Genomic DNA, 19027 nt, shown 5'->3' with positions numbered 1-19027 from the left:
CTCCGAGCATGACAACTCTCGGAATCATCGGTGCAGGACACATCGGCAGCCAGGTCGCCCGCGTGGCGGTGGCGAACGGCTACGACGTGGTGATCGCCAACTCGCGCGGCCCGGAGACGCTCGCCGACCTCGTCGCCGATCTCGGGCCCCGGGCGACGGCGGCCACGGCGGCGGATGCTGCGGCGGCCGGCGATGCCGTCGTCGTGACGGTGCCCCTGCACGCCATCGATCGCCTGCCGGTCGAGCAGCTGGCGGGCAAGATCGTCCTCGACACCAACAACTACTACCACGAGCGCGACGGGCGCATCGAGGCTCTCGACAAGGGCGAGACGACGACCTCGGAGCTCGTGCAGCAGCAGCTCCCCACGTCGAGGATCGCCAAGGCGTTCAACCAGATCCTCGCCGCGGACATCACGACCGACGGCACGCCCGCGGGCACTCCGAACCGCCGGGCCCTCGCCACCGCGGGCGACGACGACGAGGCCGTGGCCTTCGTCACGCGCTTCTACGACGAGGCGGGCTTCGACACCGTCAACGTCGGACCGCTCAGCGAGTCGTGGCGCGTCGAGCGCGACCGCCCCGCGTACGTCGCCCGGCAGAACGCCGAGGAGCTCGAGGCCAACCTCGCGCTCGCGAACCGACTGCCCTGAGCGCGTCCCCCGTCGTCGGTCCTTCGCACTCCGGTCACGGTTGGGATACCAAAAGTTGGTGAACCGCCGTGCAGGTGAGAGAATGCGGACATGACGGCGGCGGGGGCCACCGGCGAACTCGAGTCGGTGAGGGTGACGCGCATTCTGCGCGACGACATCGTGCTGGGCCGACGCCTGCCGGGTTCCCGACTCGTCGAACGAGACATCGCCGCAGAGCTCGATGTCTCACGCCTCCCCGTGCGCGAGGCGATCCGCACGCTGGTCTCGGAAGGCGTGGTGGTCGCCCGCCCGCGCAGCTGGGCCGTGGTGCGGGAGTTCACGCAGCGCGACATCAGGGACTTCGCCGAGGTGCGCGAGTCGGTGGAGACGCTGATCTTCGTCTTCGCGGCCGAGCGGCATGACGAGGCCGGCATCGCGCGGCTCCGTGACGTGTACGAGCGAGAACTCGCCGCGGCGCAGGCCGGCGAAGCCGAGGCCGCGCGGATGGCAGCGGGGGAGTTCCACGAGGTCGCCGCGATGCTCGCGGGCAACGACATGCTCTGCGAGCTGATCGACGTCTTCGCCACGCGGCTGCGCTGGCTGTTCGGGCAGCACGACGATCTGCTGGCGATGGCGGCGGAGCACCGTGCCATCCTCGAGGCGATCAGCGCCCGCGACGCCGATGCGCTGCGCCGGATCGTCCCCGAGCATCTCGCGAGCGGCCAGCTCGCCGCCCAGCTGCGTCTCGCGGACAGGGCCGTCGTGATCTGATCCGGTCGGGGACCCGCGCGGCGTCGGGTGAGGTCGAACCCTCCCAGTTGTATATTGGGCACTTCGGAACGGTTCCGGAGCTGTCGCAATTGCCCTGGGGAGCGAGATGCGAAATCTTGCTGTCGTCGTCGGAAGCCTGCTGCTGGTGGGCGGAGCAGTCGCCGTCGTGGTCGCCGACCAGGAGCGCGCCTCGGCCGTCGCCGAGGTGAAGGCGCAGATCCAGCAGGTCGAGCAGGAGCTGGACGCGTCGCGAGGCGAGAACCTCCAGCTCGCCGAGAAGCTCACGGCGCTGCGTTCGCAGATCGCCGAGCAGGATGCCAAGCTCGCCGACACCACGGGATTCCTGAAGTAATGCGCCGGATGCTCGCGGTCGCAGTCGTGTCCGCGATGCTGCTGTGCGCGGGCATCGCCGGTCGCGCTGCCGGGCTCGACCAGGAGCGGGCGGATGCCGTCGCGGAACTGCGCGCGCTGGCGGCCCAGTCGCATTCCGCCGCACAGCGCACCGACTACCTGGAAGGCGCCGTCGACCGAGCCGAGCAGGATGCGGTCGACCGCGCGGCCGTGCTGGAGCTCCGCCCGGCGTTCGTCGCCGAGCTCGCCGCATTGACGGCGGCGCTCGGTGGGGCCGAGGGAAAGGTCGACACCGCCACGCATCGCGCGTCGGCGCTCTCCACGCAGCAGACCGTGCTCGCGGAGAAGACGGATCCCGCCACGGTGACGGCAGCGACCGCGACCATCAACGCCTTGACGGCGAAGGTCGGGTCCGAGGTCGCGAGCTGGGACGCGGTGCAGCTCGCGCAGTACGCCGGACCCGACGGCCCCCCGTGGGCGACGAGCGGTCCCGACGGCTACGCCAGGGTGCGGACGGCCCTCGACCGGGTCGGCGGCGCGGGAGTGGGGCTGTACGAGTCCTCGTCCTGCGCCGGCGGGACCGCGCCGGCCTGCGCGAACAGCAACGGGTACATCAAGTACCGCGCCGACATCGCGGAGTGGGACGAGGGGCGGTTGAACTGGGCGATGGCGCACGAGCTCGCGCACATCTATCAGTTCCGCGTCTGGGGGTCCATGACCTCGTCGTCGGCGTACGGCTCGATGTTCGGGTCCGATCCGGAGTTCCTGGCGAACTGCATGGCCGTGGTCCGCGGGTATCCGGGTTCGGTCGGCTGCGACGGCGACCAGCAGGCGTGGGCATCCGGGATCTGGGTCGGCGCGGTGCAGTGACCGCCTCGTCGCGGGGTCAGGCGACGGGCGTCGTCGTGTCGATCGCCGCACGCAGCGGGCGGCGCATCGCCCGCCAGTAGCCCGACGGCGAGGTGCGCACCAGCACGTCGATCAGGCGGGCCTCGCGTCCGACCATGGTCCGCGCGGCCCGGCGTTCGGTCGCACGGATGATCCGCGCCGCGGCATCCGTCGGCTCGGTGTGGTACATCGCGGCCTGTGCGGCGGCAGCGCGCGCGGCGACATCGGGATCGATCGCCGCGGCGTAGCGGCCGTGCAGGATGATGCCGGTGCGCACGCCCGCGGGATACACCGCGCCGACGGAGACCGTGCTCCCATCCAGCTCGTGCCGCAGCGCCTCGGAGAACGCCCGCACAGCGAACTTGCTCATCGCGTAGGGGATCCGTCCGGCCGGCGCAGCCAGGGCGTACACGCTGGCGAGGTGCGTGATGTGCGCGGCGGGTGCGGACCGCAGCGCAGGGAGCAGCGCCTTGGTGACCGAGACCGTCCCCCAGAGGTTGACGTCGGTGAGCCAGCGCATCTCCTCCATCGTGAGCTGTTCGAGGGTGCCGAGCATCGACGAGCCGGCGCAGGTGATCAGCGCGTTGACGCGCGGGTGCGCGGCCGTGATCTCCGCGACGCCGGCGAACACGGCGTCGTCGTCACGGAGGTCGATGACGTGCGTGGTCACGGTGGATCCCCGCAGCCCGTCCGCCAAAGCTGAGAGGGCCGCCGCGTCATGGTCGATCAGCGCGAGATGCGTGCCGCGGGCCGCGAGGAGTCGAGCGATGTCCGCGCCCATGCCGTTCGCCGCTCCCGTGATCACGGTGGTGCTGCCGACCAGGTCGAGATGCTTCATGCGGCCTCCTGCGGACGCGTTCACGGGTCGCATCGGGCGAATGTCGGACCGATGCGGGATGCTGAACCGGTACCCATTCTCACCCACACCGCTCCGGCGGCATACCGGTACGCTCGAGGAGAGGAGGTCGCGGTGGGACGAACAGCGGATGCCATCGCCGAAGGCGTTGCGATCGCGACCGCTGCCGCGCGCCTCGCCGTGAAGAACCACATCCTCGTCGGCACCATCGCCGAGGACGGCGTCTTCGACACCGACAAGTACATCGCCGATGCCAGGGAGGCCCTCGGGGCGATGGCCGCCGAGGCCGAAGAGGCCGCGGCGAACGTGACCGCGCTGCGGAAACGCGCGCGCGGTCGGCACTCCGATCCGCACGGCACGCACGACTACCGCGACCGCGATGTGCGCAACCTCCGTCGGCGCGCCAAGCAGTCCACCGGTGTCGCCGTCCGCCTGCGCGAGATCATGCAGGATCCGCAGCGGTTGAGCGTGATCGTCGAAGAGGCGCGCGAGGCGGCCTGGGCTGACGTGCGGCACAACCTCGACCGTCGACTGCGGGTGGAGGGCATGCGTCCGGACCACGATCCGGAGTACGGCAAGATGCGTGAGGCGCGCATGCAGGCGCTGCGTCTCGTCGACCTCCAGGCACTGTCGTCCGAGCAGCGCGCGAAGGCGAAGCGCCGGAAGAAGCAGGAGAAGGCGGAGGCCCTCGACGACTGAGGCCTCGTTTCGCTTTCGCGTCGGGACTGTTGTAGGCTTATCGTCGGCCCGCTGAGCTTCACCGCAGCGCGAGTCATGCGCCCGTAGCTCAATGGATAGAGCATCTGACTACGGATCAGAAGGTTAGGGGTTCGAGTCCCTTCGGGCGCACACTGTGTTGAGACAGTACAGATCCCCCGTCGCGAAAGCGGCGGGGGATCTGCTTTGTCCGAGGCGTTTCCTGCCGTCGGCATCCCGTCGAGCGACGCCCGTCAGCCCACGGCGCCGATCCGGCTGAGCGCCTTCAGATCCGCAGGTCCGCCGGAGGTCACGGCATCGACCAGGACCAGCGTCGCCTGCGCAGATAGGCGCGGTCCTTCCGGCCCGCGGATCCCGGTGATGGTCGGCAGCGGGGCGAGGATCAGCCCCGCATCGACGAATCCGAGATGGGCGACGCCGTCGAGCGTCACGCGCTCCGCATCCCCGCGCGCGAGGAAGCCGTCCACGGTGGTGTCGTACTCCGGGTTGGGGTCGCTGTCTCCCGCGACGAGGAACAGCACGGGACGGCCGAGATCCGTGTCGGCGGGAGATCGCGGCATCCCATCGATGTCGACCACGCCGCGGATCCGATCGTCCATCCGTGCGGCCTCGATCGCGGCGGCGCCGCCGAGCGAATGCCCCGCCGCGATGATGAGTGACGGATCCGCATGGTCGAGCGCCGGGAGCCCGGCGTCGCCTCGATCGATCCGGTCGATGACCGCGCTGATGTCCTGTGCGCGGATCGCCGACGCGGCGTCGGCTGCGGCCTGGTCGCGTTCGTCATCTCCGGTCGCGACGAGCTCGGTGTCGGCCGTCGATCCGTCGGCCAGCTCGGCGGAGGCGGAGTCGTACGGGTGGTCCAGAGCCACGACGATGACGCCGTGACTCGCGAGCTCCTCCGCCCACGAGGTCATCAGCCACCGGGTGCTTCCCGATCCCGGAGACGCGATGATCACGGGGAAGCGGCCCTCGGCAGGGGGCGTGTCCTCTGCGGCGTGCGCGCGACCGCGGGCGACGCTGTCGAACACCAGCGCCGGCATCCCGTACTGAGCCGAGAGCGCACCGGTGAGCGCGGCCGCGCGTCCTCGATCCGGGAGGTAGGCGGCGTTCTCGCCCGATGTGGAGGCCGGATACCAGACCGTGGCCGGGATCGATCGCGATTCGCTGCCGTCGCCGTGACCACCGTGGGCATCGCGGGTGTCGTCGATCCACACGGTGGAGCCGACACCGACGGCCTGCGGGCCGGATGGCGTGGGCACCTGCAGCGGCGGCAGTCCCCACGCGGCACCGGCGACGACGACGAGGGCGGCCACGACGACGACGGATGCCACGCGCGAGAGCACCGTGAGCCGGCCGGAGCGCGCCCACACGGCCAGACCGGCGACCAGCGCGCCGCAGACGGTCAGTGCGATGACCTGCCAGCGGTCGCCCTCCACCCACCACGCGACGCCGAGAAGGATGAAAGCCGCCCCGCCCACCGCCGAGACCGGGGTGAGCGAGCGCTTCCGTGTCGTGAGTGCGGTGAGGAGGGTGGCGATGAGGCCGACGGCCACCGCGATATCGAGCCAGGGCATGTGCTCCACGCTATGAGCCGGTGCCCGGCCGGGTCGTCATCCTCGGGGTGCAACCGTCTACCTCGGGAGGATGAAATCGTCGGCGCGCTACAGCAGGCTCGTGATCGCCGGATCGCGCCGGGCGACCTCGGCCGCCGTCGACAGGATGACCTTCCGCATCGCGGCCACGGCGACCGCCGGGGTCACGTCCGAGCGGTGGGCGAGGCTCACGATGCGCGTCATCATCGGATGCGTCAGCCGCACGGATCGCAGCGCGGGCTGGTCGAGCAGCACCATCGCCGGCACGACGGCGACACCGAGCCCGCGCTCGACGAAGCGCAGCACGGCATCCATCTCGGCGCCCTCGAGCACATGCGTCGGCGTGAGCCCCACGGAGCGGAATGCGGCATCGGTCGTGGCGCGGAGCTCGTACGTCTCGTCAAGGGCGATCAGCGGAAGCGTGGCGAGATGATCGAGTCCGATGGCGGGGGTCACCGCCACCGGTGGCCGGGATGCCGAGGAGACGACGACGAGTTCTTCGGTGAGCAGCGGTGTGCGCGTGAGGCTGAATCCCGACGGCGGCGGCCCGTCCGATTCGGTGATCAGCGCGATGTCGACGGCGCCGACGGCGAGCTGATCCACGAGCAGACGCGAGCCGCTTTCGATGAGGTGCAGGTCGACGTCGGGGTGCGCGGAGTGGAACACGCTGATCGCCTCGGCCACGAGACTGATGCACAGCGTCGGAGGGGCACCCAGGCGCACGCGACCGCGTCGCAGGCCCTGCAGCTCGTCCATCTCCTCGCGGATGGCCTCGGCCTCGGCGAGCATGCGCTGGGCGCGGGGGAGAAGCGTCTCACCCGCCGCGGTGAGGGCGATGTGGCCGCGCGCGCGATGGAACAGCTCGGCGCCCAGTTCGCGCTCCAGCGTCGAGATCTGCCGGCTCAATGAGGGCTGCGCCAGGTGCAGGTGCTCGGAGGCGCGGGTGAAGTGGCCGAGCCGGGCGACCTCGACGAACCCGCGCAGTTGCTCCAGGTTCATGGCCATAGCCTACCTGCATGGTTCGAAGTCGAACTATGCATTGGAGTTATTAGGATCGCCTAACTAGCGTGAATCGCATGAGTACACGCGAACGTCAGATCTCCACCACCGTCCTGGTCATCGGGACCGGCGGTTCCGGGCTGCGGGCGGCGATCGAGATCGCCGAACACGGCATCGACGTCCTCGCCGTCGGCAAACGCCCCCGACAGGATGCCCACACCTCCCTCGCCGCCGGCGGCATCAACGCCGCCCTCGGCACCATGGACGCCGACGACAGCTGGCAGCAGCACGCCGCCGACACGATCAAGGAGAGCTACCTGCTCGCCAACCCGCACACGGTCGAGATCGTGACGCAGGGCGCCGAGCGCGGCATCCGCGATCTCGAACGCTGGGGCATGGACTTCGCGCGCGAAGACGACGGCCGCATCTCGCAGAGGTTCTTCGGCGCCCACACGTTCCGTCGCACGGCCTTCGCCGGAGACTACACCGGCCTCGAGATCCAGCGCACCCTGGTGCGCAAGGCCGAGCAGCTCGAGGTCCCCATCCTCGACCACGTCTACATCACCCGCCTGCTCGTGCGCGACAACGTCGTGTTCGGCGCTTACGGCTTCGACCAGGCCGATGGCACCCGCTACCTGATCCACGCGGATGCCGTGATCCTCGCCGCCGGCGGACACAACCGCATCTGGCGTCGCACCTCGTCGCGTCGCGACGAGAACACCGGCGACTCCTTCCGTCTGGCCGTCGATGCTGGCGCGCGGCTGCGTGACCCGGAGCTCGTGCAGTTCCACCCGTCCGGCATCATCGAGCCCGAGAACGCGGCCGGCACCCTCATCTCCGAGGCGGCGCGCGGTGAAGGCGGCATCCTGCGCAACGCGCTCGGTGAGCGGTTCATGGAGAAGTACGACCCGCAGCGCATGGAGCTGTCCACCCGCGACCGGGTCGCGCTCGCCGCGTACACCGAGATCCAGGAGGGACGCGGCACCGAGAACGGCGGTGTCTGGCTCGACGTCTCGCACCTGCCGCGCGAGACGATCATGACCCGTCTGCCGCGCGTATACCAGACCATGATGGAGCTGCAGATGCTCGACATCACGACCGACCCGATCGAGATCGCGCCCACCGCGCACTACTCGATGGGCGGCGTGTGGGTGCGTCCGGAAGACCACCAGACGGATGTCGAGGGCCTCTACGCGATCGGCGAGGCGTCGAGCGGGCTGCACGGCGCGAACCGCCTCGGCGGCAACTCGCTCATCGAGCTGCTCGTCTACGGCCGCATCGTCGGACAGGCCGCGATGGCGCACGCCGCCGGGCTGGACGCACAGCGGCGCTCTCCGGAGGCGGTCGCTCAGGCGCGGGCCGAGATCGCCGATCTCCTCGCCGCCGACGGGCGTGAGAACGTCCGCGCGCTGCAGCGGGCGATCCGCAACCTGATGACCGAGTACGCCGGCGTGGTCCGCTCGGAGGAGGGCCTGCGCGCGGGTCTCGCCGATCTCGACATGATCGAGGGCCGGATGGAGGACATCGGCATCCACCCCGACATCGCCGGGTTCCAGGACCTTGCGCATGCCTTCGATCTCAAGGCCTCCGCGCTCGCGGCGCGTGCCACGCTCGAGGCGGCGCTGGAGCGCCGGGAGACCCGCGGATGCCATAACCGCAGCGACTTCCCCGACAGCGACCCGACGCTGCAGGTGAACCTCGTCTGGAGCCCGCGCACCGGTGTGACCCGCGAGTCGATCCCCGAGATCCCGGCGGAGATCGCCGAGCTCATGCGCGAGGTCGACACCGAGGGCAAGCTCGTCGAATAGTCCGCTTCGACAAACTCAGCGATCCAGGGTTCGTGGGTCCCTGAGCTTGCCGAAGGGCAGTGCGACCCAGCGTGTGGGTCCCTGAGCTTGTCGACGGGCAGTGCTCAGTCGGCCTGCGGCTCCTCCGTGTCGATGACCCCGATCCCGACCGCCTCATGGTCGGGTTCGGGTTCTTCGCGCTTCGGGGCCTTGGGCTCCTCGCCGGGATCCTTCTCGGTGCTCGGTTCCTCGAGCTGCTCGGTGCTCGGGGTCTCCTCCGGGTCGGCCTGCTCGGGTGAATCCGCCTCAGCGGGGGTCGTTGCCTCTCCGGAGGATTCGTCGCCCGAGGATGCGGCGTCGTCGGTCGTGTGCACCTGCTCGGGTGTCTGCGCGTGCACCGCGTCTTCGTCGGTGGCCGGTGCCGCTCCCTGGTCTGGCGTGCTGTCGGTCATGATTGCCCCTTCCGTGATGTCGTCACGCTCAGGATGCCCCTGCTCACGGCGTCGACGAAGGGGCTTGACGTGCGGGCGGCCCGGTGTCATCCGTCCCGGTTAATGAAGGTGAACCGAACGGCCCGAATGCGGCGTAGCCTGGACCTGTGACTGCGTACGTCTCGGCCTTCGACCTCTTCTCCATCGGAGTGGGGCCTTCGAGCTCCCATACGGTCGGACCGATGCGGGCGGCGCTCGCCTTCGCGCAACGGCTGGACGCGAGCGGTGCGCTGGACCGCATCGCCCGGGTCGGGTGCACCCTCTACGGCTCCCTCGGCGCGACCGGGATCGGACACGGGACGCCGGATGCCGTCGTCGCCGGGCTTCGCGGGCTCTCGCCGGAGACGTGCGACCCCGCGCAGGTCCGCTCGGCATGGACCACCTACACGCCTGGTGAGCCGCTGCGGCTGAACGGTGTGCACGAGGTTCCGTTCGCGAAGGAGGACATCGTCTTCGCCCCGCGCACGCGTCTCCCGGGTCACCCCAATGCGATGACCATCAGCGCCCGGGATGCCGACGACGTCGTCGTCGCCGAGGAGACGTACTACTCGATCGGCGGGGGCTTCATCCGTCGCGACGGTGAGGAGGCGCAGCTCGCAACCGGTAGCTTCCCCTACGCGTACACGGATGCCGCGTCGCTGCTCGCCCTCTGTGACGAGAACGGGCTGTCGATCGCCGAGCTCGCGCGACTCAACGAGTCGTCCCTGCGGAGTGAGGACGAGGTCGCCGCAGGGCTCGATGCGATCTGGAACGCGATGTCCACCTGCGTCGACGCCGGGCTGCATTCCGACGGCGTCCTGCCGGGGATGCTGAAGGTGAAGCGGCGCGCCGGCATGATCCGCGCGCAGCTCGAGGAGTCCGAAGCAGACGGGCACCGTGAGCTCCCGGGTGAGTGGCTCGGCGCCTTCGCCCTGGCCGTCAACGAGGAGAACGCGGCCGGCGGTCGCGTCGTCACCGCTCCGACCAACGGCGCCGCGGGCATCCTTCCGGCCGTCGGGATGTACTGGTGGCGGTTCATGGCCGACTCCGGGCTCGGAGCCGGCAATGCCGTCACCCCCTACGGAGAACTGGTCGGCAGCGCCCTGCTCGGATTCGGCGCGGAGGCCTCGCTCGTCGCGGTCGGCGCGATCGACGACCCCGACGCCGTCGCGGAGGCGAACCGCCGCCGCGGCATCCGTCGTTTCCTGCTGACGGCGACGGCTCTCGGGTCGCTGTTCAAGGCGAACGCCTCGATCTCGGGTGCTGAGGGCGGATGCCAGGCCGAGGTCGGCTCCGCCTGCGCGATGGCGGCCGGCGGTCTGACGGCCGTGATGGGCGGCACCAACCGCCAGATCGAGAACGCGGCCGAGATCGCGATGGAGCACCACCTCGGCCTCACCTGCGATCCGATCGGCGGTCTCGTGCAGATCCCCTGCATCGAGCGCAATGCGATCGCGGCGTCCACCGCGGTCACCGCCGCCCGGCTCGCGCTCCGCGGCGACGGCAGCCACTACGTCTCGCTGGATGCCGTCGTCGAGACGATGCGTCAAACGGGCGCCGACATGTCGACCAAGTACAAGGAGACCAGCGAGGGCGGCCTCGCGGTCAACGTCATCGAGTGCTGACCCTGCAGTATCGCCGCCTTTGTCGGGAGTCGCGGTTATTCTCCCCCTGATGATCGGATGCCGGGGGAGTGAGCATGACGGGTGACTTCTGGCTGCCGACCTCGCGTCGGCGGAAGCAGCAGCCGGTCGTCTCAGTGCAGCCGTCGGATGATGCTCCGGCGGCGGGCGCGGACTGGCCGACGAACATCCCCGCGGTCGGTCAGGTGCTGCGCGAGGGGCTCGAACTCGACCCGGGTGTGACGTTCCTCGTGGGAGAGAACGGCAGCGGCAAGTCGACCATCGTCGAGGGCATCGCGATCGCCTACGGTCTGTCGCCGGAGGGCGGCTCGCGGCAGGCGATGCACAGCACGCGCCCCACGGAATCACCGCTGTCGGAATGGCTGCGCCTGCAACGCGGCGTCGGATCGAGCCGCTGGGGCTTCTTCCTGCGCGCCGAGACGATGCACTCGTTCTACACGTACCTCGAGGAGAACCCCTCGACACGTGGTGGTCCCGATGTCCCGTTCCACGAGATGAGTCACGGGGAGTCCTTCCTCGCCCTGCTGGAGAGCCGCTTCGACGAACCCGGCTTCTACTGCCTCGACGAGCCGGAGGCGGCGCTCTCGTTCAACTCGACGCTCGCCCTGATCGCGGTGCTCCGCCGCATCGCCGACGAGGGAGGGCAGGTGCTGTGCGCCACGCACTCGCCGGTGCTCGCCGCGCTTCCCGGCGCCCGCATCCTCGAGGTCGGGGACTGGGGTGTCCGGCCGGCGGAGTGGGATGACCTCGAGATCGTGAACCACTGGCGCTCGTTCCTGGATCACCCGACGCGCTACCTCCGGCACCTGCTCGACTAGCGGCGACCTCGTAGGCTGACGGGCATGACCGAGCAGAAGCCGCTGCGGCGTCGCGGGCGCCCCCGGGGCGGCTCCGACTCGCGCGAGCGCATCATCGCGGCGGCGGTCGACGAGTTCGGCGAGCAGGGGTACGACGGCGCAACCATCCGCTCGATCGCGGCGCGTGCGGGCGTGGACTCCGCACTCGTGCACCACTACTTCGGCACGAAGGCCGACCTGTTCGCGGAGGCCGTCGGCATCCCGCTCCGTCCGGACATCGACGTCCCCGGCATCCTCGCCGGACCCCGTGACGAGGTGGGGGAGCGACTGGTCCGCTACGTACTCGAGGCGTTCGAGCAGCCCGACATCCGTCGGCGTGGAGTGATGCTGATGCGCACGGCGATCGGCAGCCGCCTCACGACGCCGCTGCTCGCCGGCTTCCTGTCGCGCGAGCTGATCGGCCGGATCGCGAAGCAGCTGGGAGTGGACGATGCCGAGCTGCGCGCGACGCTCGTCGCCTCGCAGATCGCCGGGCTCCTCCTCACGCGCTACGTGCTCAAGATCGCGCCCATCGCCGCGGCTTCGGTCGATGAGCTCGTCGCGCGCATCGGCCCCACCGTGCAGCGGTACCTCTTCGGCTGAGCAGCCGGCGGCATCCGCCCGCCGCCCCGCCCCGCGCCGCCGCCCCCGCCCCGCCCGTGCCCGCCCTCGCCCCGCCGCGCACAACTTCGGAGACAGCATCCGACGCGCCGGTGTCGCCGGAGGATTGCGCGTGTGTCGCCCCGATTCTCCGAAGCTGTGCGGTCCGCGACAGCATCCGTCCGTTGACGCCGCCGGGTCGTAGGCGCATAATTCATCACATGATGAATAACTCGGCTGTCGAGATCTCGCAGCTGCGTGTGCGCCGCGGGAGCACGCACGTGTTCGACGGCATCGACCTCGCGATCCCGCGCGGGCAGATCACCGGACTGCTCGGGCCGTCGGGGTGCGGCAAGACCACGCTCATGCGCTCGATCGTGGGCGTGCAGAAGATCGCCTCGGGTGAGGTGACCGTGCTCGGCGAGCCCGGAGGGTCGAGGCAGCTGCGCCGTCGTGTCGCGTACGGGACGCAGGGCGCGGCGATCTACGGCGACCTCAGCGTGCGGCAGAACCTCGCGTACTTCGCGGCCCTGCTGAAGGCGCCGAAGCACGACGTCGACCGCGTCATCGACGAGGTCGGGCTGCGCGCGCAGAGCGGTCAGCTGGTCGATTCGCTCAGCGGAGGCCAGGCGACTCGGGTGTCGCTCGCGATGGCGCTCATCGGCTCGCCGGAGGTGGTCGTGCTCGACGAGCCGACGGTCGGACTCGACCCGGTGCTGCGCGTCGAGCTGTGGGGCCTCTTCCGGGGGCTCGCCGATCGAGGGGTGACCCTGATCGTCTCGAGTCACGTCATGGATGAGGCGCTCCGCTGCGACCGTCTGCTGTTGATGCGCGAGGGGCGGATCATCGCGGACACGACTCCCGCAGCCCTCCTGGAGGACACCGGCACCGCAGGCCCCGAGGCCGCCTTCCTCGCACTCATCGAACGCGACCGAGGAGTGTACGGCGACACCCGACGCGCCCGCAGGGATGCCCGCGATCACCCTGAGGAGGAAGGGCGGTGAACGGCCGGCGGATGCTGGCCACCGCGGGTCGCGTGCTCGCACAGCTGCGGCACGACCCCCGATCGATCGCCCTGATGCTCGTCGCTCCGAGCCTGCTCGTCGGCCTGTTCGCCTGGCTCTTCAGCGATCAGGACGGCGTGTTCGACCAGTTCGGTGGTGCGATCCTCGCGCTGTTCCCGTTCGTGGTGATGTTCCTCGTCACCTCGATCACGACGTTGAGGGAGCGCCGGTCGGGCACGCTCGAACGCCTGATGACCACTCCGCTCGGCAAGGCCGAGTTCATCCTCGGCTATGCGCTCGCCTTCGGGCTGATGGCGCTGCTGCAAGCGGTGGTCACGGTCTCGTTCGCGGTGGGAGTGTGCGGGCTCGATGTCGACGGACCTCTCTGGCAGCTGGGCCTGGTGGCCATCGTCGACGCGCTGCTCGGCACGGCGCTCGGGCTCCTCGCGAGCGCGTTCGCCCAGACCGAGTTCCAGGCCGTGCAGTTCATGCCGCTGCTGGTGTTCCCGCAGATCATCCTCGGTGGACTGTTCATGCCGCGAGACCAGATGCCCGATGTGCTGCACGCGATCTCCGACTGGCTGCCCCTGAGCTATGCGATCGACACGATCAATGCCGTCGCAGCCGGCGACGACGGGTGGGATGTGTTCGGTCCGCTGCTCATCGTGGTCGCCTTCGCGGTCGGTGCGCTGATCCTCGCCTCGCTGACGCTGCGGCGGCGCACGCGCTGACCCCGGCCGGGCGTGCACAATTCAGGAAGAATGTCGCCGAATGCGGCCGGATGGGCCGGATTCGGGGGTTCGCGTGCAGAACTGCCTGAGTTGTGCGCGCCAGCGGCCGGGCTCAGCGTGGGGCGCGACCCTTGGTATGCCTGGTCGGGGCTGTCGCCCAGGGATCCTCCGGCCACGGATGCTTCGGATAGCGGCCGCGCATCTCGGCGCGCACCTGGGCATAGGGGCCGGACCAGAACGAGGTGAGGTCATCGGTGACGGCGAGCGGGCGCCCGGCGGGGGAAAGTAGATGGAAGAGCACGGGCACGCGGCCGTCGACCAGCCGCGGAGTCTGCGCCCATCCGAAGCACTCCTGCAGCTTCACGGCGACGACGGGCCGGGCGTCCGGGTCGTCAGCCTCCGGGTAGGCGATGCGGACGCGGGAGCCGCTGGGCACCTCGAGCCGCTCGGGCACGAGCTCGTCGAGGCGCCCGGCCTCGGGCCAGGGCAGCAGCCGGCGCAGCGCGGAAGTCAGGTCCAGTCGTGCCACCGGGGTGCCGCCGGCCAGGGCATCCAGCTCGGGCGCGAGCCACGCGTCGAGGGCGGCGAGGAGTCCGGCATCCGACACATCCGGCCACGGCGATCCCAGCTCGCGATGCAGCAGAGCCAGACGCCGCCGCAGCGCGACAGCCGTCTCGGACCAGGCGAACATGTTCAGCCCCTCGCGATGGAGTGCTCGGCGCACGGCATCCCTCCCCTCGTCGGCCGACGCGCGCACCGGCGCAGAGGAACGCAGGATCGCGCCCACCCGCCGCTCGCGACGCGCTTGGATGCGACCTCCGACGAACTCCGCCTCGACCCGGTCGGTGATCAGGTGGCTCGCGGCCCGTTCCATCTGCTGCTCGGTGAGTACCGCCGCGGACCGGACGATCGCGCCGGACCCTGCAGCAGCGCGACCTGACGCCCGCGCGACATCCGCGATGGCCAGCCACTCGACCGCCGCGAGCGGACCGCTCACCCCCGCGCGAGTGCCGGATGCCAGCAGGAAAGTCGCCCCGGCCGATGTGCGATCCACCCGGCGAGCGACCCGCTCGGGGAACGCCAGCGCGATCACGAGACCTGTGCCGTCGAGGTCGGAGCGCACGCCGGGTGCCGACGTCGTGAGTCTTTCGAGGCGATCCGCGTCGCTGCGCCACCGCCGTGCCTCCGGCGTCCGGCCTCCGCGGAGCGCGATGAGCGTCTGCGCGACATCGGCGTCGGCGGTGCGCACATCGCCGCCGAGCAGCGCGACGACCTCGGCGGCGAGCCGCGTGCCCACCACCGGGCTGCCGTCGCGCAGCGCACGAGCGAGCCGCGGATCGGTCGGGATGCGAGCCAGGGCGCGTCCCTCCGAGGTCGCGCGGCCCTCGTCGTCGATCGCGCCGAGGTCGTGCAGCACCGTGAAGGCGTCCGCCAGGCTGTCGACGGGCAGCGGATCGATCAGCCGCAGACCGACGCCGCCAGGCGCGCCCCAGCAGGCGAGCAGCAGGGCCGCGTCCGTGAGGTCGCTCGAGGCGATCTCCGGAGTCGGGCGCGCGGGAGCTGTGGCATAGGTGCGCTCGTCGACGCAGCGGACGACGGTGCCCGGGCCCTGACGGGTGGCGCGGCCGGCGCGCTGCACGCACGACGAGCGCGAGGCGGCAGTGGTCACGAGCCCGGTCATCCCGCGGGCAGCATCGCGCTGCGGGCCTCTCGCCAGGCAGGTGTCGACGACCAGCCGCACGCCGGGCACGGTGAGCGAGGACTCCGCGAGTGAGGTCGTGACGATGACGCGGGCCTGCTCGCCGGAGCGGCGGCCGCGGATCACGGCATCCTGCTCTGAGGCCGGCATCTGCCCGTGCAGCTCCCGCACGTCGAACGCCTCGGTCGCGCTGCGGATGCGGCGGGCGATCTCGGAGACCTCGCGCGCGCCCGGTGCGAAGACCAGCGCGTCAGCCGCAGGGTCGGCGCGGCTCAGCTCCAGGGCGGCGGATGCCGTGGTCCGGGCGACGTGATCCAGGAACGCCCAGGTGACTCCGCGTTCATCGAGGCGCGGCGCGGGACTCGGAACCCAGCGCTCGGTGAGCGGGAAGGCAGGGACCTCGTGGTTCACGATCGGAGCGGGCCGGTCGTCCGTGCCGATGACGGCGGCGATCCGCGCGGCGTCGAGGGTCGCGGACATGGCGATGAGCACGAGGTCGTCTCGCAGCTCGCGCACCTCCGAGAGCAGACCGATCAGCAGGTCGGTCTCGAGCGCTCGCTCGTGCACCTCGTCGATGATGACGGCATCCACCCCCGCGAGGCCGGGATCATCCAACAGGCGACGCAGCAGCACGCCAGCCGTGACGAATTCGACCCGCGTGTCCCGTCCGACCGCGCGCTCGCCGCGCACGGTGAACCCGACGCGGGTGCCGAGAGGTGAGCCGTCGAGCTGCGCCAGGCGACGTGCGGCTGCCCGGGCGGCGACGCGGCGCGGCTGGGTGACGATCACGCGCCCCGGGGAGCGCGAGGCGAGCAGCGGCGGCACGAGCGTGGTCTTGCCGGTGCCGGGAGGGGCGCTCACCACCGCGGATGTGCTCGCGTCGAGTGTCGCCGAGAGCTCGTCGACCGCATCCGCGAACGCGAGACCCGCGCCGATCGTGGCGAGGTCGAAGGCGGCGGACGTCATCGTCCCAGTCTGCCCGGTCGGGACGGGGCTCGGCGGGCGTCCGCAGTCAGGAGGCCCGTGCACAATTCAGGAAGAACGCAGCCGATCAGGGCGACGCAGGCCGAATCCGACCCGTTGCCGGAGATTCATCCTGAATTGTGCACGCGGAACCGACCGGACACGACGGATGCCGCGACCGAATCGGTCGCGGCATCCGCTCTTCTGCTGACTTTCCGCTACTCCGCGGCGGGTGCCGGCGGGGCCGGCGGCGGCGGGGTGGTGGGCTTCGCGGTGCGCGGCGCGGGGGGAGTGGCTGCGGCCACACCCTCGCCGAAGCCGCGGCCGACGGCCTGGCCCTGGATGATGCCGGCGAGGTCGAGACCGGTGGCCGAGTGCACGCTGTCGAACACCGACCGCAGAGCCTTCGCGCTGTCGGCGCCGACGACGCTCGAGGCGCCGTCCTCGCCGGAGCTGCCGATGATCGACACGTTGCCGATCGCCGCGTAGCCCTTGGCGAACTCGGACATGATCGACGGCAGCACCTCGAGCACGCGCTGCGAGAGGAAGGCGTCCTGGTTGGAGGCGATGGCCTTGGCCTCTGCTTCGAGCGCGGCGGCTCGGGCGTCACCGGTGGCGCGGATCGCCTCGGCCTCGGCGGCGGCCTGCAGGCGGCGGGCGTGAGCCTCGGCCTCGGCCTTGGATCGCAGCGCGTCGGCCTCACCGGTGGCGCTCGCGACGGCGGCCGCGGCCTCACCGGCGGCGCGGGCCTTGTCGGCCTCCGCCTGCTGCTCGGCGATGCGGGTGCGGGCTTCGGCCTGCTTGACCTGCTCGATCGCGGCGGCCTCGGCCGCCCGCTCGCGCGTGTACAGCTCGGCCTGCGCGCGGGTCTCGGCCTCGTACCGCTGCGCGTCGGCAACGCGCTTGACGTCGGCGTCGAGCTGGGCCTGGCGGTTCTCGGCCTGCTGCTGCAGAACGGCCTGCTGCGCCTGCTCGCGGGCGAGGTTCTCGGCCTGCTCCGCCTCGGCACGCGCACGGCCGATGCCGGCGTTCGAGTTGGCCGTGTTCGTGTCGAGCGCGGTCTGCTCGATCAGGTTGGCTTCCTGGTTCGAGATGTTCTTCTGGTTGATCGCGCGGTCGGCGTTGGTCTGCGAGATCTCGGCGGACTGACGCTTCGCCTGGATCTCGGGAGCACCGAGCGACTGGATGTAGCCGACCGCGTCGGTGATGCCCTTGATCTGGAACGAGTCGAGGATCAGACCCTGCTCGGCGAGCTCCTGCGAGACGTCGGCCGCGATCTGGTCGGAGAACTTCTTCCGCTCGCGCATCAGCTCGACGACTGACAGGGTGGCGACGATGCCACGGAGTGCACCTTCGAGCTGCTCCGTGGTGAACTGCTCGATCGCGGCATCCTGCGAGGCGAAACGCTCGGCGGCGCGGCGCACCAGCAGGGGATCGGAGCCGATCTTGACGATCGCGACACCGTCGACGTTCAGCGTGACGCTGTCGAGCGACTGGGCTTCGGCGTTGAGGGAGACCTGCCGCGAACGCAGCGAGATGATCTCGTGGCGCTGCGTGATCGGGTTGACGAGGGACTTGCCGTTCACGATGACCGTGACGGGCGATTCCGACATCTCGTCTCGACTCGTGCCGTCGGCCCCGAGCACAGCCAGTTGCACTTTCTGCTTGCGTCCCGAGATGACGAGTGCCTCGTCGGCTCGGGCGACCTTGATCCAGCTGCGTGCGAACAGCAGCAGGATGAGCAGCAGAACGACGACGACGACGACGGCGATGCCGACGATGACGAGGATGCCGATGATTCCGGCGATCTCCATGAATGACCCTCCCTCTTCCCCCAAGGGGTGGCGCGCGATGCTGCGCGCCTTACGCTCCACCCTGCCAGATCGGGCGGAGCGGAGTGAGAAGGGTCAACCGCGGCGGAGCTTCTCGGCCAGGTCGCGGAGGGTGCGGAGCTCGTCGTCGTCGAGGCGCGACATGCGCTCGGCGATCGAGCGGCCGTGGATCGTGGCGAGGGCGCGGAACGTGCGGGCTCCGGCATCCGTCGCCCGGATCAGTGCGCCGCGCCCGTCGTCGGGGTCGGGGCATTTCGCCACGAGGCCGCGCGTGACCATGCGGTCGACGAGTCGCGAGACGCTGGGCTGACTGATCAGCATGTTGTTCGTGACGTCGCGAAGACGAGCGGTCATGCCGGGGGAGCGGGTCACTGTCAGCAGCACGTCGTACTCGGCCTGTGCGAGATCGCCGTGCTCGAAGTCGGTGACCATCTCGTCGAACAGTTCGTGCTGCGCGCGGAACAGGCTCTCCCAGGCCTCCAGGGCGAGCTTGCGATCGGTCATGGTCACAGAATACTGGCAACAGTAAAGGGCCGGTCGGAGAGGCTCCCGACCGGCCCTTGTCCCTTGCACCAAGAGTGTCCTGCAATCACATGCGGTGAGTGCCACAGCAAACATTCACCGTGTGATCACTGTATAACGGCGAGGTAACGAATGCA

Annotated in this window: 18 protein-coding genes and 1 tRNA gene; 12 read left to right on the top strand and 7 right to left on the bottom strand. The window is 70.4% G+C overall.

Annotated features, from left to right (window positions below):
• Positions 1-8: 8 nt before the first annotated feature.
• The 4 genes from ABS642_RS09860 (at position 9) to ABS642_RS09845 (ending at position 2621) form a co-directional block, all read left to right on the top strand.
• Entirely contained in the window at positions 9-650 is a 642-nt protein-coding gene (locus tag ABS642_RS09860) for an NAD(P)-binding domain-containing protein (RefSeq protein WP_282214518.1), read from the top strand.
• A 90-nt stretch (positions 651-740) separates the two neighbouring features.
• Positions 741-1400, top strand: a complete 660-nt coding sequence (locus ABS642_RS09855) for a GntR family transcriptional regulator (protein ID WP_350353178.1) — start codon at positions 741-743, stop codon at positions 1398-1400.
• 106 nt (positions 1401-1506) lie between these two features.
• Complete coding sequence (locus ABS642_RS09850; protein WP_282214516.1) at positions 1507-1752, top strand: hypothetical protein; 246 nt, start codon at positions 1507-1509, stop codon at positions 1750-1752.
• Positions 1753-1760: 8 nt separating this feature from the next.
• Positions 1761-2621 (top strand): hypothetical protein, encoded by an 861-nt coding sequence (locus ABS642_RS09845; RefSeq protein WP_282214515.1) that lies wholly within the window; start codon positions 1761-1763, stop codon positions 2619-2621.
• A 16-nt stretch (positions 2622-2637) separates the two neighbouring features.
• Here ABS642_RS09845 and ABS642_RS09840 read toward each other — a convergent pair whose 3' ends face one another.
• Positions 2638-3477 carry an SDR family NAD(P)-dependent oxidoreductase gene (locus ABS642_RS09840; RefSeq protein WP_350353177.1) on the bottom strand — a complete coding sequence of 280 codons (840 nt, stop codon included), beginning with the start codon at positions 3475-3477 and terminating at the stop codon, positions 2638-2640.
• A 132-nt stretch (positions 3478-3609) separates the two neighbouring features.
• Here ABS642_RS09840 and ABS642_RS09835 point away from each other — a divergent pair, with 132 nt between their 5' ends.
• Positions 3610-4194: an asparagine synthase gene (locus ABS642_RS09835; RefSeq protein WP_282214513.1), complete on the top strand. Its 585-nt coding sequence runs from the start codon at positions 3610-3612 to the stop codon at positions 4192-4194.
• Positions 4195-4271: 77 nt separating this feature from the next.
• Positions 4272-4344: transfer RNA gene (locus tag ABS642_RS09830), tRNA-Arg, on the top strand.
• 101 nt (positions 4345-4445) lie between these two features.
• On the opposite strand, the gene ABS642_RS09825 is transcribed toward ABS642_RS09830, so the two are convergent.
• The gene (locus ABS642_RS09825) at positions 4446-5786 is read right to left on the bottom strand and encodes a hypothetical protein (protein ID WP_350353176.1); all 1341 of its coding nucleotides are present in this window, start codon (positions 5784-5786) and stop codon (positions 4446-4448) included.
• Between the two features lie 87 nt (positions 5787-5873).
• Positions 5874-6803 (bottom strand): LysR family transcriptional regulator, encoded by a 930-nt coding sequence (locus ABS642_RS09820; RefSeq protein ID WP_282214511.1) that lies wholly within the window; start codon positions 6801-6803, stop codon positions 5874-5876.
• Positions 6804-6880: 77 nt separating this feature from the next.
• Here ABS642_RS09820 and ABS642_RS09815 point away from each other — a divergent pair, with 77 nt between their 5' ends.
• Complete coding sequence (locus ABS642_RS09815) at positions 6881-8611, top strand: FAD-dependent oxidoreductase (RefSeq protein ID WP_350353175.1); 1731 nt, start codon at positions 6881-6883, stop codon at positions 8609-8611.
• A gap of 104 nt (positions 8612-8715) precedes the next feature.
• Here ABS642_RS09815 and ABS642_RS09810 read toward each other — a convergent pair whose 3' ends face one another.
• A complete protein-coding gene (locus tag ABS642_RS09810) occupies positions 8716-9042 on the bottom strand; it encodes a hypothetical protein (protein ID WP_350353174.1) in 327 nt (108 codons plus the stop codon).
• A gap of 146 nt (positions 9043-9188) precedes the next feature.
• Here ABS642_RS09810 and ABS642_RS09805 point away from each other — a divergent pair, with 146 nt between their 5' ends.
• The 5 genes from ABS642_RS09805 (at position 9189) to ABS642_RS09785 (ending at position 13874) form a co-directional block, all read left to right on the top strand.
• On the top strand, positions 9189-10685 hold the full coding sequence (locus ABS642_RS09805) for an L-serine ammonia-lyase, iron-sulfur-dependent, subunit alpha (protein WP_350353173.1): 1497 nt from the start codon (positions 9189-9191) through the stop codon (positions 10683-10685).
• 74 nt (positions 10686-10759) lie between these two features.
• A complete protein-coding gene (locus tag ABS642_RS09800; protein ID WP_350353172.1) occupies positions 10760-11521 on the top strand; it encodes an AAA family ATPase in 762 nt (253 codons plus the stop codon).
• Positions 11522-11545: 24 nt separating this feature from the next.
• Positions 11546-12142 (top strand): TetR family transcriptional regulator, encoded by a 597-nt coding sequence (locus tag ABS642_RS09795; RefSeq protein ID WP_282214506.1) that lies wholly within the window; start codon positions 11546-11548, stop codon positions 12140-12142.
• Between the two features lie 218 nt (positions 12143-12360).
• The gene (locus tag ABS642_RS09790) at positions 12361-13143 is read left to right on the top strand and encodes an ABC transporter ATP-binding protein (protein ID WP_350353171.1); all 783 of its coding nucleotides are present in this window, start codon (positions 12361-12363) and stop codon (positions 13141-13143) included.
• Positions 13140-13874, top strand: a complete 735-nt coding sequence (locus ABS642_RS09785) for an ABC transporter permease (protein ID WP_282214504.1) — start codon at positions 13140-13142, stop codon at positions 13872-13874. The genes ABS642_RS09790 and ABS642_RS09785 overlap by 4 nt, the downstream gene beginning before the upstream one ends.
• 112 nt (positions 13875-13986) lie before the next feature.
• Here the strand turns inward: ABS642_RS09785 and hrpB are convergent, their stop codons facing one another.
• From hrpB to ABS642_RS09770, 3 genes are all read right to left on the bottom strand, one after another.
• A complete protein-coding gene (gene hrpB, locus ABS642_RS09780) occupies positions 13987-16539 on the bottom strand; it encodes an ATP-dependent helicase HrpB (protein ID WP_350353170.1) in 2553 nt (850 codons plus the stop codon).
• A 215-nt stretch (positions 16540-16754) separates the two neighbouring features.
• Complete coding sequence (locus ABS642_RS09775) at positions 16755-18350, bottom strand: SPFH domain-containing protein (protein ID WP_282214502.1); 1596 nt, start codon at positions 18348-18350, stop codon at positions 16755-16757.
• A 93-nt stretch (positions 18351-18443) separates the two neighbouring features.
• Positions 18444-18872 carry a MarR family transcriptional regulator gene (locus ABS642_RS09770; protein WP_116634326.1) on the bottom strand — a complete coding sequence of 143 codons (429 nt, stop codon included), beginning with the start codon at positions 18870-18872 and terminating at the stop codon, positions 18444-18446.
• Positions 18873-19027: the final 155 nt, after the last annotated feature.

This window comes from Microbacterium sp. A8/3-1, assembly GCF_040267695.1.
Taxonomy (GTDB): domain Bacteria; phylum Actinomycetota; class Actinomycetes; order Actinomycetales; family Microbacteriaceae; genus Microbacterium; species Microbacterium luteolum.
This window is presented reverse-complemented; position numbering and strand designations above follow the sequence as displayed.